General features: G+C 69.6%; 12 protein-coding genes. 7 read left to right on the top strand and 5 right to left on the bottom strand.

Features of this window, described 5'->3' with window-relative positions:
• Positions 1 to 21: 21 nt before the first annotated feature.
• Positions 22 to 1,218: an MFS transporter gene (locus ACFPOE_RS19610; RefSeq protein ID WP_376852009.1), complete on the top strand. Its 1,197-nt coding sequence runs from the start codon at positions 22 to 24 to the stop codon at positions 1,216 to 1,218.
• On the opposite strand, the gene ACFPOE_RS19605 is transcribed toward ACFPOE_RS19610, so the two are convergent.
• Positions 1,215 to 3,479 carry a type IV pilus assembly protein FimV gene (locus ACFPOE_RS19605; protein ID WP_376852008.1) on the bottom strand — a complete coding sequence of 755 codons (2,265 nt, stop codon included), beginning with the start codon at positions 3,477 to 3,479 and terminating at the stop codon, positions 1,215 to 1,217. The two genes, ACFPOE_RS19610 and ACFPOE_RS19605, sit on opposite strands and share 4 nt — an antisense overlap.
• A 65-nt stretch (positions 3,480 to 3,544) precedes the next feature.
• Here ACFPOE_RS19605 and ACFPOE_RS19600 point away from each other — a divergent pair, with 65 nt between their 5' ends.
• The 5 genes from ACFPOE_RS19600 (at position 3,545) to ACFPOE_RS19580 (ending at position 9,133) form a co-directional block, all read left to right on the top strand.
• Positions 3,545 to 5,065, top strand: a complete 1,521-nt coding sequence (locus tag ACFPOE_RS19600) for a 3-hydroxyacyl-CoA dehydrogenase (protein ID WP_376852007.1) — start codon at positions 3,545 to 3,547, stop codon at positions 5,063 to 5,065.
• Between the two features lie 80 nt (positions 5,066 to 5,145).
• Positions 5,146 to 5,925 carry an oxepin-CoA hydrolase, alternative type gene (locus tag ACFPOE_RS19595; RefSeq protein WP_376852006.1) on the top strand — a complete coding sequence of 260 codons (780 nt, stop codon included), beginning with the start codon at positions 5,146 to 5,148 and terminating at the stop codon, positions 5,923 to 5,925.
• Between the two features lie 101 nt (positions 5,926 to 6,026).
• Positions 6,027 to 6,749: a Crp/Fnr family transcriptional regulator gene (locus ACFPOE_RS19590; protein ID WP_376852005.1), complete on the top strand. Its 723-nt coding sequence runs from the start codon at positions 6,027 to 6,029 to the stop codon at positions 6,747 to 6,749.
• Positions 6,746 to 7,828 (top strand): phosphotransferase, encoded by a 1,083-nt coding sequence (locus tag ACFPOE_RS19585; protein WP_376852004.1) that lies wholly within the window; start codon positions 6,746 to 6,748, stop codon positions 7,826 to 7,828. The genes ACFPOE_RS19590 and ACFPOE_RS19585 overlap by 4 nt, the downstream gene beginning before the upstream one ends.
• Before the next feature lie 30 nt (positions 7,829 to 7,858).
• Positions 7,859 to 9,133 carry an acyl-CoA dehydrogenase family protein gene (locus ACFPOE_RS19580; RefSeq protein ID WP_376852003.1) on the top strand — a complete coding sequence of 425 codons (1,275 nt, stop codon included), beginning with the start codon at positions 7,859 to 7,861 and terminating at the stop codon, positions 9,131 to 9,133.
• 74 nt (positions 9,134 to 9,207) lie between these two features.
• Here ACFPOE_RS19580 and ACFPOE_RS19575 read toward each other — a convergent pair whose 3' ends face one another.
• Complete coding sequence (locus tag ACFPOE_RS19575) at positions 9,208 to 9,600, bottom strand: RidA family protein (RefSeq protein WP_376852002.1); 393 nt, start codon at positions 9,598 to 9,600, stop codon at positions 9,208 to 9,210.
• A gap of 1 nt (position 9,601) precedes the next feature.
• Positions 9,602 to 10,309: a hypothetical protein gene (locus tag ACFPOE_RS19570; RefSeq protein WP_376852001.1), complete on the bottom strand. Its 708-nt coding sequence runs from the start codon at positions 10,307 to 10,309 to the stop codon at positions 9,602 to 9,604.
• 60 nt (positions 10,310 to 10,369) lie between these two features.
• Between ACFPOE_RS19570 and ACFPOE_RS19565 the strand changes: the two genes are divergently transcribed.
• Positions 10,370 to 11,062 (top strand): glutathione binding-like protein, encoded by a 693-nt coding sequence (locus ACFPOE_RS19565; protein ID WP_376852456.1) that lies wholly within the window; start codon positions 10,370 to 10,372, stop codon positions 11,060 to 11,062.
• A 33-nt stretch (positions 11,063 to 11,095) separates the two neighbouring features.
• Here the strand turns inward: ACFPOE_RS19565 and ACFPOE_RS19560 are convergent, their stop codons facing one another.
• Both ACFPOE_RS19560 and ACFPOE_RS19555 read right to left on the bottom strand, forming a co-directional pair.
• The gene (locus ACFPOE_RS19560; RefSeq protein WP_376852000.1) at positions 11,096 to 11,908 is read right to left on the bottom strand and encodes a beta/gamma crystallin-related protein; all 813 of its coding nucleotides are present in this window, start codon (positions 11,906 to 11,908) and stop codon (positions 11,096 to 11,098) included.
• Positions 11,909 to 12,076: 168 nt separating this feature from the next.
• A complete protein-coding gene (locus ACFPOE_RS19555; protein ID WP_376851999.1) occupies positions 12,077 to 13,405 on the bottom strand; it encodes a protein kinase domain-containing protein in 1,329 nt (442 codons plus the stop codon).
• Positions 13,406 to 13,481: the final 76 nt, after the last annotated feature.

The following is a 13,481-nucleotide window of genomic DNA, read 5'->3' as shown; positions in this document are numbered from 1 at the left end:
GTCCGCGCCCCAGGCCATCCCATGAGCGCCGTGCCGGGCAGCGTCGCCGCCAGCCGCGATTCGGCCATGCCGCCCGTACTATGGGCGCTGCTGTTCGGCAACTTCGTGATCGGCACCGGCGTGATGGTGGTGCCCGGCACGCTCAACGAACTGGGCAGCTCGCTGCACGTGTCGGTTTCCACCGCCGGCCAGCTGATCTCGGCGTCGGCGGTGGTGATGTGCGTCGGCGCCCCGCTGCTGGCGGCGTTGGTGGCCGGCTGGGACCGGCGCCGCCTGCTGGCGCTGTCGATGCTCTGGTTCGGCGCGCTGCACCTGCTGTGCACCCTGATGCCGACCTTCGGCACGCTGCTGCCGGTGCGGATGCTGGCGGTGATCGCGCCGGCCATCTTCACGCCCCAGGCCGCGGCCTGCGTCGGCCTGCTGGTGCCGGCGTCCCAGCGTGGCCGTGCCATCACCTTCGTGTTCCTGGGCTGGTCGGTGGCATCGGTGCTGGGCATGCCGCTGGGGGCCTACGTCGGCGGCATGTTCGGCTGGCGCAGCGCATTTGCGCTGGTCGGCCTGCTGTCGCTGGCCAGCGCGGCCTGGGTCTGGCGCGCCATGCCCGACGGGGTGCGCCCGCCGGCGCTGACGCTGGCCGACTGGCGCGAGACGCTGCGCTCGCGCGCGCTGATGCTGGTGATCGCGGTGACGGTGCTGTTCTCGGCCGGCCAGTTCGTGCTGTTCTCGTACTTCGCGCCTTACTACAAGCAGGCGATCGGCATCACGCCGGCGCAACTGAGCCTGCTGTTCGTCTGGTTCGGCGCCTTCGGCTTTGCCGGCAACATGCTGATGACGCGGCACATCGAGCGCATCGGTGCCGACGCCGGCGTGTTGATCGCCATCGCCAGCATGGCGCTGAGCCTGCTGCTGTGGCCGTTGGGCACCAGCCTGCTGCTGGCGGCGCTAGTGTCGGCGCCGTGGGCGCTTGGCTGCTTCTCGTCCAATTCGGCGCAGCAGGCGCGGCTGGTGGGCATCGCGCCGGCACTGGCGGCCGGCTCCATCGCGCTCAACTCGTCGGCCATGTATGCCGGCCAGGCGCTGGGTGCGGCCGGGGGCGGGGCGCTGATCGCCCGCGGCCAGATGGGAATGCTGCACTGGGCCGGCTTCGGCCTGCTGCTGCTGGCCATGGCCGCCAGCGCCTGGGCGGCCAGCCACCGCGGCAGCCACCGCAGCGGCTAGGAGCCGGGCTTGCCGGGGTGGCCGGGATCGGTATCCCGCTCCGGCTCGAACAGCTCGAAATCGATGCCGTTGTCGGCGGCCGGCCCCGCCGGTGCCGTCAGGTCGATGTCCAGCCCCAGGCGCGGCGACGGCCGCGGCACCTGCGGGTCGTGGAACTCGTGGCCGGTCGTGTGCGGCCCGAGCGGATCCTCTTCGACCTCGGAATCGAGCATCGAATGCAGCGAGTCGAGGTCCACCAATTCGCCCAGCCCGGTCTCGCCGGGGCTGCTGTCCATCATGCTGTCGAGATCGTAGGCCGCCGCCTTGCCCGGCGCCGGGGGCGGCGCTGCGTCGTGCTTGGAGACCGACAGCGGCTGCAGCGAGGTTTCGTTGAAGCTCGAGGCGTGCGAACCCGAGACCGAGTCGCCCTCGGCGGCGGCCGGCGCCGGCTGGACCACCTCGCGCCCGAGGTTGTAGAGCATCACCAGTTCGCGGTAGGCCTCCAGGTCGAAGGGCTCGGCGCCCTCTCCGCCGGGCTTGCGGAAGATCGATTCCTCGATCACGTCCATCACCTTGGGCGAGGGCCAGAGCGCGGCGATGCGGGTGAGCGCGCGCGGGTAATCCTCCAGCCCGCCGCTCACGGTGGGCGTGCTGTCGTACGCCGGCACTTCGGCGTTGAACTGGTGCTGGAAATCGCGCCGCAGCAACTCGTAGTCATCGCGCCGCTTGAGCGCGCGGTAGATCGCCAGCAGGTCCAGCCAGACCAGCGCGCTGGTCTCGGTGTTGTTGTGGATGTGGCTCTCCAGCACCTCGATGGCCTGCTCGGTCTGGCCCAGCGACATGAAGAAGTCGGCCTGCTGCTGGATGTCCACCAGTTCCTCGGCCTTGACCATGCGCATGCTGGCCAGTGCGCTGGACTGAAAGCTCGACTGGAACGAGGAGGGGCCGGCGCGGCGATCGGCCGGGGATTGCGTCGGTGCTGGCGTGGGGATCGGCGGCGAAACCGGCTTCATTGCCTGGGTGCGGGCCATCGCCTCGGCCGAGGGCATCACCGGCACCCGGGGCGGCTTCTTCAGGCTCTCGAACATCGACTCGTCCACCCGTAGGTCCAGGTTGCCCGCGCGCAGCGGCGACCCCGGCGCTGCCGGTTCCACCGGCGCCGTGCCGGCTGCAACGGCGTCGGCCGCCGCGTCACGGCGCCGCCACCATTCGCCCGTGCTGCTGCCCTCGCCCCGGCGCAGCCACCAGGTCACGACGACCGCGGCCAGCAGCAGCGCCAGCAAGGCGATCGCCGCCAGCGTGAGGGTGCGCTCCTGCTGCGCCTGACTGAGCTGCGTGCGCAGGTCGTTCAGGGTCCGGTCGTTGTTCGCCACCAGGCCGCGCAGGCCCTTGACGTCGTTCTCCAGCGCCTGCACGCGTTCCAGGTCGCGCAGCACGTCCTCGGGTTGCGCGTTGATCGAGCGCCAGAGCGCGGCCGCCTGGGCCCGCACGCGTTCGTCGGTGGATGGCGCTGCCGCCAGGCCGGCGGTGGCGCGCAGTTGCGGATCGCGCTCGGGCCCGAAGTCCAGCATGTCCACCGTCAGGTGCGGCCGCCCGCCACGGCTGGCGGTACGGGTGGCGGCGCGCCCGGCAGGCGCAACGCGCTGCTGCGCCGACGGCAGCGCGATTTCAATCTTGCCGGCTGCTGCGCCGCGCGGCGCCACCGCCGTTTCGGCGGCGCGGCGTGCACGCGCGGCGGCGCGTTCGGCCCGGCTGCTGCGAGGCGGGGTGGCCGCTTCGGTTGCGGTTGCGGCCGAAGTCGTGGTTGCGGCCGAAGGCGCGGCTGTGGCCGGCGCTGCCTGCCGGATGGCTGGCGCGGCAGCCACCGCTGCCGGCGCGGGTGCCGCAGCGACCGGCGCGTCGCCGGGCTCCTCGGACAGCAGCACGTAGCGGCGGGTGAACTTCTCCTTGCAGCCCAGGCGCAGGTAGACGGTGACCACCGGTTCGTCCACCAGCACGGACGACTGGATCCGCACCTGCGCGTTCTGGCCGGTGCCGGGCTGGACCCGGGCCGTCACCCGTCCTTCGTTGATCCGCGTGTCGCCCTGGAAGACGTCGGCCTGCGGACACAGCTCGCCGGCCTGCGCCGGATTGTCGAGGGTCAGCGGGATCGCCACGTCCAGCGGGCGGCCCAGCAGTGCGGCCCCGCGGCTGCGCCCGAGCGTCAGCGCCGCGCTGCTCAGGGCAGCGGACAGGAGAACGCAGGCAATCAGTCCCCTGCGAAAGGGTTGGCGAATCGACATGGATGGGGTGGAATTCTGGCACAGCCCAAGCCGCGACTGGCGTGCAGCCAACGATAATTCAACGCATGCAAACCACTTACCGCTGCGTCGGCGTCACCGGAGCAGGTGCCATGGGACGCGGGATCGCGCAGATCGCGGCCCAGGCCGGCAGCATTGTGCGGCTCTATGACACCCAGCCCGAGGCCGTGGCCCGGGCGCGCGACGAGCTGTTCGCGCAATGGGACCGGCAGCTGGAAAAGGGCCGCCTGGATGCGGCCGCGGTCGCCGGTTGCAAGGCGCGGCTGCTGCCGGCGCAGCGCCTGCAGGAGCTGGCGGACTGCGACCTGGTGGTGGAGGCCATCGTCGAGAGGCTGGACGTCAAGCGTGCGCTGTTCGCCGAACTCGAGCAGATCGTGCGGCCGCAGGCCGTGCTTGCCACCAACACCTCGTCGCTGTCGGTGACGGCGATCGCCGCCGGTATGCAGCAGCCGCAGCGCTTTGCCGGCTACCACTTCTTCAATCCGGTGCCGTTGATGAAGGTGGTGGAAGTGATCGCCGGGCTCAGGACCGACCCTGCGGTGTGCCAGGCGCTGTCGGCGTTCGCCCGCGAGATGGGTCACACGCCGGTGCTGGCGCAGGACACGCCGGGCTTCATCGTCAACCACGCGGGCCGCGGCTACGGGACCGAGGCGCTGCGCGTGGTGGGAGAAGGCGTCGCCGATTTCGCCACCGTCGACCGCATCCTGCGCGACCAGGTCGGCTTCAGGCTGGGGCCGTTCGAGCTGATGGACCTGACGGCGCTGGACGTTTCGCACCCGGTGATGGAGTCGATCTACCACCAGTATTACGAGGAGCCGCGCTACCGGCCGAGCGTCATCACGGCGCAGCGGCTGGCCGGCGGCATGCTTGGCCGCAAGACCGGGGAAGGCTTCTACCGCTACCTGGACGGCAAGGCGCAGGTGTCCGCGGAGGCGCCGGCGCCGCAGCTGGCCGAGCTGCCGCCGGTGTGGGTTTCCACCCGCGCCGCCCGCCGCTCCGAGCTGTACCAGTTGCTCAAGGAGCTGGGCGCCACGATCGAGACCGGCCAGTCGCCCTCGCTGCATGCGCTGACGCTGGTGGCGCCGCTGGGCTTCGACGTCACCACGGTGGCGGTGGTGGAGCGGCTCGACCCGGCGCGCACTGTCGGCATCGACATGCTGATCGACGACGCGGCCACCAGGCGCCGGGTGATCGCCACCAACCCGGCCACCCGCGCCGACATGCGCGACGCGGCGCACGCGCTGCTGGCACGCGACGGCAAGCCGGTCAGCGTAATCCGCGATTCCGCCGGCTTCGTGACGCAGCGGGTGGTGGCCGGCATCGTCAACATCGCCGCCGACATCTGCCAGCAGCGCATCTGCAGCCCCAAGGACCTGGAGACTGCGGTGACGCTGGGCCTGGGCTATCCGCTCGGGCCGCTGGCGATGGGCGACCGCTGGGGTCCGACCAACATCCTGGAAGTGCTGTTCAACATGCAGACCGTGTACGGCGACCCGCGCTACCGCCCCAGTCCCTGGCTGCGAAGGCGCGGAGCGATCGGCCTGTCGCTCCTCCATGAAGAAGACTAGTCGCAAGGACAAGGCGGCGATGCGGCCTGATACTTGTGGGACCGATCTTCAGCGCTGTCCCCACTGACCAACGAACCGTTATGACCGCAGAACTGAAAAGCACCAGCCAGGGCCAGACCATGGTGCTGGCGCTGAGCAATCCCGAGCACCGCAACGCGCTCGGCCCGGAGATGTACGCGGCCGGCGTCGAGGCGCTGAGCGTGGCCGAATCCAACCCGGAAATCCGCACCGTCGTGATCACCGGCGAAGGCAGCACCTTCTGCGGCGGCGGCAACCTGCGGCGGCTGCAGGCCAACCGCGAGCTGCCGGCCCAGGTCCAGGCGCAGTCGATCGAGGGCCTGCACAGCTGGATCGAGGCGATCCGCACCTTCCCCAAGCCGGTGATCGCGGCAGTCGAAGGGGCCGCGGCCGGCGCCGGCTTCTCGCTGGCGCTGGCCTGCGACTTCATCGTGGCGGCCGACAACGCGGTGTTCGTCATGGCATACAGCAACGTCGGCCTGTCGGTGGACGGCGGCGCCAGCTGGAGCCTGGCGCGCGCCCTGCCGCGCCAGCTGGTCAACGAACTGCTGATGGCCGGCGAGCGCATCGCGCCGGCGCGGCTGCACGCGCTCGGGCTGGTCAACCAGCTGGCGCCGCCCGGCGGCGCGCTGGCGGCGGCGCTGGAGCTGGCCGGCCGGCTCAACGCCCGCGCACCCAACGTGCTGGCCAGCCTGAAGGAACTGGTGGCGGACGCCGCGGACGCCAGCTTCAGCGCCCAGCTGGCGGCCGAGCGCGACCATTTCGTGCGCAACCTGCACCACGCCAACGGCGGCATCGGCATCGCCGCCTTCCTGGCCAAAGAGAAGCCGCGCTTCCAGTAGGCGCTTGCGCGGGGCCTGCGCCGCAGGTGACAACCCTGAGCCGCCGCGCCGGTCCCCGGCGCGACAATGCAGGCGCAGACAGTCACTCAAACGACAGGCAAATGGACGATCCCATTCTTACCATCGAGGAACGCGAGGCGATCAATACCGGTCGCTGGTTTTCCTCACTCTCCCCATCGCTGCGGCACGACATTCTCCGATGCGCCTACGTCAAACGCTTCAAGGACGGCGAGCTGATCGCCGCCCGGGGCGACCCGCCGGAGGACTGGATCGCCTGCGCCAAGGGGGCGGTGCGGGTGAGCTCGACCTCGATCTCGGGCAAGCAGATCACCTTCGCCTACGTGGAGCCGGGCATCTGGTTCGGCGACGTGGCGATCTTCGACGGCGACCGCCGCACCCACGATGCCTACGCGCATGGCGACAGCACCATCCTGTGCGTGGCCAAGGCCGATTTCCGCAAGATCCTGGCCAGCCACGTGGAACTCTACGAGGCGATGCTGCGGCTGCACGCGCGCCGCATCCGCCAGCTGTTCGGCCTGGTGGAAGACCTCAACACCCTGCCCTTGCGCGCGCGCCTGGCCAAGCAGCTGCTGCACCTGGTGCGCAGCTACGGCGTGCCCTCGCTGGCGGACGGCAGCGAGATGCGCATCGGCCTGCAGCTGGCGCAGGAGGAACTGGCGCAGCTGCTGGGTGCTTCCCGCCAGCGCGTCAACCAGGAGCTCAAGGCAATGGAGCGCGAGGGCGCGATCCGCATCGAGCCGGCCGGCCTGATGGTGCGCAACCGCGAAGCCCTGCTGAAGATCTCGGAAGCCGACACCCCATGAATTACGACCACTTCGTCGGCACCAAGGCCGTCTCCGAGCAGCACGCCATCGACGTCGGCGCCCTCACCGCCTGGCTGGAGCAGAACCTGCCCGGTTTCGCCGGTCCCCTGCGCCTGGAGATGTTCAAGGGCGGCCAGTCCAATCCCACCTACAAGCTGATCACGCCGGCGCGCAGCTACGTGATGCGCGCCAAGCCCGGCCCGGTGGCCAAGCTGCTGCCGTCGGCCCACGCGATCGAGCGCGAATTCGCCGTCATGCGCGGCCTCGCCGGCACCGGCGTGCCGGTGCCGCAGATGCTGTGCCTGTGCGAGGACGAAGCCGTGATCGGCCGCGCCTTCTACGTGATGGAGTTCATGCCGGGCCGCGTGCTGTGGGACCAGGCCCTGCCGGACATGGACCAGGCCGGTCGCGCCGCCATCTACGACGAGATGAACCGCGTGATCTCGGCCCTGCATACCGTCGACTTCGCCAAGCAAGGGCTGGCCGGCTACGGCAAGCCGGGCAACTACTTCGACCGCCAGATCGGCCGCTGGAGCAAGCAGTACGTGGCCTCCGTCACCCAGCCGATCCCCGAGATGGACCAGCTGATGGCCTGGCTGCCGTCGCACATGCCGGCCAGCGCGCGCGACGAGAGCAAGGTGTCGATCGTGCACGGCGACTTCCGGCTCGACAACCTGGTGTTCCATCCGACCGAGCCGCGCGTGATGGCGGTGCTGGACTGGGAGCTGTCGACGCTGGGCCATCCGTTGGCCGACTTCAGCTACCACTGCATGGCCTGGCACATCCCGCACCAGCTGTCGCGCGGCATCGGCGGGCTGGACCTCGCCGCGCTCGGCATCCCGTCGGAGGCGCAATACATCCGCCGCTACTGCGAGCGCACCGGCCTGACCACGCCGCAGGAGCTGGCCGGCGACTGGAACTTCTACCTGGCCTACAACATGTTCCGCATCGCCGCCATCCTGCAGGGCATCGCCAAGCGGGTGGAGGCCGGCACCGCCTCCAGCGCGCAGGCCGTCGCCTCCGGCGCCGGCGCCCGCCCGATGGCCGAACTGGCCTGGACATTCGCCCGCCAGGCCTGACACCGCACATTCGCACCCCAAGGAGAGAGCATGGACTTCGACTTTTCCCCCAAGACCAAGGAGCTGCAGGCCAGGCTGCTCAAGTTCATGGACGACAACATCTATCCGGCGGAGAAAGCCTACAAGGAGGAGCTGCAGGCCAACACCGAGGCCGGCAAGCGCTGGAGCGCGCTGCAGACCATCGAGCAGCTCAAGCCCAAGGCCCGCGCCGCCGGCCTGTGGAACCTGTTCCTGCCGGTGGACAGCGCCTCGGCCTCGGGCTACACCGGCGCCGGCCTGACCAACCAGGAATATGCGCCGCTGGCCGAGATCATGGGCCGGGTGCCGTGGTCCTCCGAGGTGTTCAACTGCTCGGCGCCGGACACCGGCAACATGGAAACCATCGCCCGCTACGGTTCCGAGGAGAACAAGGCGCGCTGGCTCAAGCCGCTGCTGGAAGGCCAGATCCGCTCGGCCTTCGCGATGACGGAACCGGAGGTGGCGTCGTCGGACGCCACCAACATCGAGACCCGCATCGAGCGCCAGGGCGACGAGTACGTGATCAACGGCCACAAGTGGTGGATCTCCGGCGCCGCCGACCCGCGCTGCGCCATCTTCATCACCATGGGCAAGACCGATCCGGAGGCGCCGCGCCACTCGCAGCAGAGCATGGTGCTGGTGCCGGCGGACACCAAGGGGGTGCGGATCGTGCGGCCGCTGAACGTGTTCGGCTACGACGACGCGCCGCACGGCCACGTGGAGATGTACTTCGAGAACGTGCGGGTGCCGGTGTCCAACATCCTGCTGGGCGAAGGCCGCGGCTTCGAGATCGCCCAGGGCCGGCTCGGCCCGGGACGGATCCACCACTGCATGCGCCTGATCGGCCTGGCCGAGCGCGCGCTGGAGCTGATGTGCAAGCGCGCCTCCTCGCGGGTGGCGTTCGGCAAGACGGTGGCGCAGCAGACCGTGACCCAGGAGCGGATCGCCGAGTCCCGCTGCAAGATCGACATGGCGCGCCTGCTCACGCTCAAGGCCGCCTGGCTGATGGACATGGCCGGCAACAAGGTGGCCAAGAACGAGATCGCGATGATCAAGGTGGTGGCGCCCAACATGGCCTGCCAGGTGATCGACTGGGCGATGCAGGTGCACGGCGGCGGCGGCGTCAGCGACGATTTCCCGCTGGCCTCGGCCTATGCCAATGCCCGCACGCTGCGCTTCGCCGACGGCCCGGACGAAGTGCACCGCAACGCGATCGCCAAGTGGGAGCTGGGCAAGTACGGCACCTACGGCCGCGACGCCCAGGTGCCCGTCACCCGCGGCGGCTGAGGTCGTCCTTCCGGGCTTGACCCGGGATGACCACCGGCCCGCAAACGCGATGCCGACGATCCGGAATCGCAGCCTCAGGCCAGCGCCGTGGCCTCGACTTCCAGCAGGAAGCCGTGGTGCAGCAGCGGCACCGGCACCACCGCCCGCGCCGGCCGGGCGTCGCCGGCCCATTGCGCATAGATGGCGTTGAACTGCGGCCAGTGCCCGATGTCGGTGATGTAGACCCGCACCTGCACCAGCCGGTCGATCGAGCTGCCGGCGCTGCGCAAGGCGGCGGCGACGTTGGCCAGCACCTGAAGCGCCTGCGCCTCGAACGGTTCCTGGTTCAGTTTGCGGCCGTCCGGCGCGATCGGCAGTTCGCCGGCCACGAACACGAAGCCGCCGGCGCGCACCGCATGGCTGTAATGGCCGCCCGGCGCCGCCAGGTCGGCCGGCAGCGGCGCGTCGAACACCGGCGCCGGTTCCACTTCAGGGCCGCTTGACCGGCGTGGCCAGCCCGCCCAGTGCGTTCTCGCAGGCGGTCGTGAAGATCAGCGCCGCATGCTGCAGCGTCGCCATGTTGGGCGGCCGGTATTCCATCCGCATGTAGCCCTTGCCGCGCAGCAGCATCAGCATGAACGGGGTTTCAGCGTCCGGGCCGGGCCGGGGCCACTCCAGCATGGCCGTGGCCAGCACGCCGTCGACCCAGGCCAGGGCATTCTCGCGGCGGTCCGCCAGCACTGCGTAACGCTCCCAGAACGGCGCCGGCAGCTCGTCCCAGCCCACCTCGTCGTACATCGCCAGCCAGCGCATTTCCTCGGGCAGCTTGGGGTCGACCGAGGTCTGCAGGTGGTCCGTGTAGATCGAGTAGGCCTGCTTGTCCAGCGCTTCCTTCAGGGTGCGATTGAGCACCAGCACCGCGGCATCCTCGTCGATGCCCAGTTCGGCGCGGCCGCGCAGCTCCTCGCCGCGGATGAAGTTGCGGGTCGGCCGCCCCAGTTCCATGCGCCAGCGCTTGCCGCCGATCTTGCCTTCCAGCCCGAGCGCGCCGCCGCCGTCGGCGCTGGAGAAGCCGAAGCCGCGGGTCGACGCCCATTCGGACATCGGCCCGGCGGCCATCTGCGAAGGCGGGCCGACCGTTTCCTTGTCGTCTTCGCGGGACGCCCGGGTGAAAGCCTTCTTGATGCGCTCGAACATGCGGCTCGGGGATGACCTAAAGTGCCATTATTGTTCAAACGGGAAAGCATGAGGAAAGCGATGATCGAAGTGTTCACCTGGGCCACGCCCAACGGCCACAAAGTCCACGTCATGCTGGAAGAATGCGACCTGCCGTACCGGGCGATCCCGGTCAACATCGGCGCCGGCGACCAGTTCAAGCCCGAATTCCTGGCCATCAGCCCCAACAACAAGATTCCGGCCATCACCGACCCGCACGGCCCCGACGGCAAGCCGATCTCGCTGTTCGAATCCGGCGCGATCCTCGTCTATCTGGCGTCCAAGACCGGCATGTTCCTGCCGCGGACCGACCGCGAGCGCTTCGAGGTGCTGCAGTGGCTGATGTTCCAGATGGGCAGCGTCGGCCCGATGCTGGGCCAGGCCCACCACTTCCGGATGTACGCGCCCGAGAAGATTCCCTATGCGATCGACCGCTACAGCAACGAGGCCAGGCGCATCTATTCGGTGATCGACAAGCGGCTGGCGCAGAGCCGCTTCCTGGGCGGGAAGGACTATTCGATCGCCGACATCGCCACCTTCCCGTGGCTGCGCAGCTGGCAGAACCAGGGCATCACGCTGTCGGACTATCCGCACCTGCAGGAGTGGTTCAACGCAATCGACGCCCGGCCGGCGGTGCAGCGCGGCGTCAAGGTGCTGGCGGAGCTGCGCAAGCCCGTGCGCGACGAGAAGGAGCGCGAAATCCTGTTCGGCAAGACGCAGTACGAGCGGCGCTGAGCTGTCGCCCGGCGCCGCCGCTGCGCGGTGGGCCTACTGGCGCGGCAGGCCGTTGGCGTTCACGATGATCGTGTTGCCGACCGGCGGGGCCGTCATCTGCACGTGGTGCTCGGCACCGCGGTAGTTGTAGGTCACGTCCCAGAAGTCGGGCTTGGTGTTCTGCGTGGTTTCGCAGCGTTGCACGTCGCGTCCCACCGGGCCGACGCCGGCCGAGCCGCCCGCCATGTTGTTGCCCACCACCGCGCCGCCGACGGCACCGGCAACCGTGGCCAGGTCGTTGCCCGTGCCGCCGCCGACCTGGTGGCCCAGCACCCCGCCGATCAGCCCGCCGAGCAGCAGGCCGCCCACGTTGCTCTGGCTCGGTGCCGCCTGCACCTGCTGGCGCTCCATCCAGCAACGCTGGTTCGGCGGGCCGACCACGGCGCGCACCGAGGTGATCGGCGCTTCGTACACGCGCTCGTTCGGACGGCGACGGTATTCATAGGTCGGGGCCGCGAGCGGTTCCGGCGCAGGCACGGCGACCGGCCGGTTGCCCTGCAGCGGACGCACCGACGATATGCTGCCTTCCAGGCCCAGGCGCTCCAGCGAGTCGTAGCTGCCGCGGCGCAGGACCACGCAGCGGCCTTCGAAGCGGGCGTCTTCGCAGGCTTCCCAGCGGCCGCTGTCCACCACCACCGAGCGGGCCCGGTCGTTGAAGCCGAAGCGCTCGAAGTTGCCGACGCGCTGGTTGGTGGTGAAGGCGCGGCCGCGGAAGCCCTCGCCTTCGTAGAAGGTGATCTGGGCCCTGGCCTGGGCGCCGAGCAGCAGCGCGGCGATGCCGAGTGCGGATTTGAGTTTGAGGTTCATGAGAAGGTCTCCGGTTGATAGTGGGACTCGCTTGCGCCTTTGCGGTGCAGCGACCGAACGGACCATTGTTGAGGCGCAACCTGACGGCAAGCTGTAGGCCAATGTCGCAAAGGCGGTCAAGCAGAGGTAAAGAAATCGCCGATTTGTGAAGTGCTGCCGGCCCGCCCCTCAGGATGCAGCCCGCGGGCCGGATGCATTGCCCTCGCCCAGGATGTCCCAGCTGCCGACCTGGGCGGTGGTGTCGATCAGGCGGTTCACCAGCAGCTTGATGAAGGCCTTGTCGAAGCTGGCCTGCAGCTCCTCGGAGCCGTGGCGCAGCGCCTCGTTGCGGATTTCCAGCGCCAGCACGTCGGAGTTGGCGACCGCGGTGGCGCTGCGCGCCTTGTTGGCCGGATGCAGGTAGGTCATCTCGCCCAGGGTCACGCCCGAGGGCAGCGTGGCGAGCTTCCAGGCATTGCGGCTGACGCTGACCTTGCCCTGGAGGATGACGAAGAACGAATCGCCGGGCTCGCCCTCGCGCATCAGCACGCTGCCGCGCGCGAAGGTGTTGAGCTTGGCCAGCCGCAGCGTCTCCCACAGCGCCGGGTCGTGGAACTCGGAGAAGAAGTTCAGCCCGCGCAGCTCGGAGAAGCGCTCTCCCTCGCGCTCCACCGCCCGGCGCGCCGGCATGCTGCGGCTGACCGACAGCAGCGCGTCGGCGAATTCGGCCCAGGTCGCGTAGCGATCCTGCGGCCGCTTGGCCAGTGCCCGCATTACCACCGCGTCCACCGCCTCGGGCAGGTCGGCGCGCAGCAGGCTGGGCGGCGACGGCTGCTCGGTGTTGATGCGGTACATGGTGGCGAAATCGGTTTCGCCCTCGAACGGGCGGCGGCCGGTCAGCAGCTCGTACATCACCACCGCCAGCGAGAACATATCGCTCTGGTAGGTGCAATCCTGCTCGCGCACCTGCTCCGGCGACATGTAGGAGGGCGAACCGACCAGGCCCATCACCTGGGTGGTGTCCGCGCTCAGCGACAGGGCGGTGCCGAAGTCCGTCACCTTGATGACGCCGTTGGTCTGCAGGATCAGGTTGGCCGGCTTGATGTCGCGGTGCACCAGCCCGTTCACGTTGGCATGCTCCAGCGCGCCGCAGCACTTGAAGGCCAGGTCCAGCACCTGCGGCACCGTCAGCGCCCGCTCCACCGTGGTGAAGGCGGACAGCGACTGGCCGTCCACGTATTCCAGCACCAGGTAGGGCGGGTCGGCGTCGATGTCGGCGTCCAGCAGCCGGACGATGTGGGGGTGGTTGAGCCGGCCGGACACGGCCGCTTCCTTGTGCAGGTGGCGCCGGTAGCGGGCGAACTGGTCCGGATCGGTCAGCAGGTGGGCGTGGATCTGCTTGATGGCGACCCGGCGCCGGTGGAACGGGTCGTAGCCCAGGTACACGGTGCTGCTGGCGCCGCGCCCGATCTCGCGCTCAACAACGTACTTGCCGATGGCAGCGGGAATCGTTCGCATGGCGGCGCCTTTCCTCGTCCGGAGACCGGGCCAGCCATGAATATAAGGGACGGCGCCCGGCAGGCACAGTCTGCCC

Origin of the sequence: Caenimonas terrae, from assembly GCF_042655405.1 — a bacterium.
Taxonomy (GTDB): domain Bacteria; phylum Pseudomonadota; class Gammaproteobacteria; order Burkholderiales; family Burkholderiaceae_C; genus Ramlibacter; species Ramlibacter terrae_A.
Note: the sequence above shows the minus strand (reverse complement) of the source record. Positions and strands in the feature narration are given on the sequence as shown.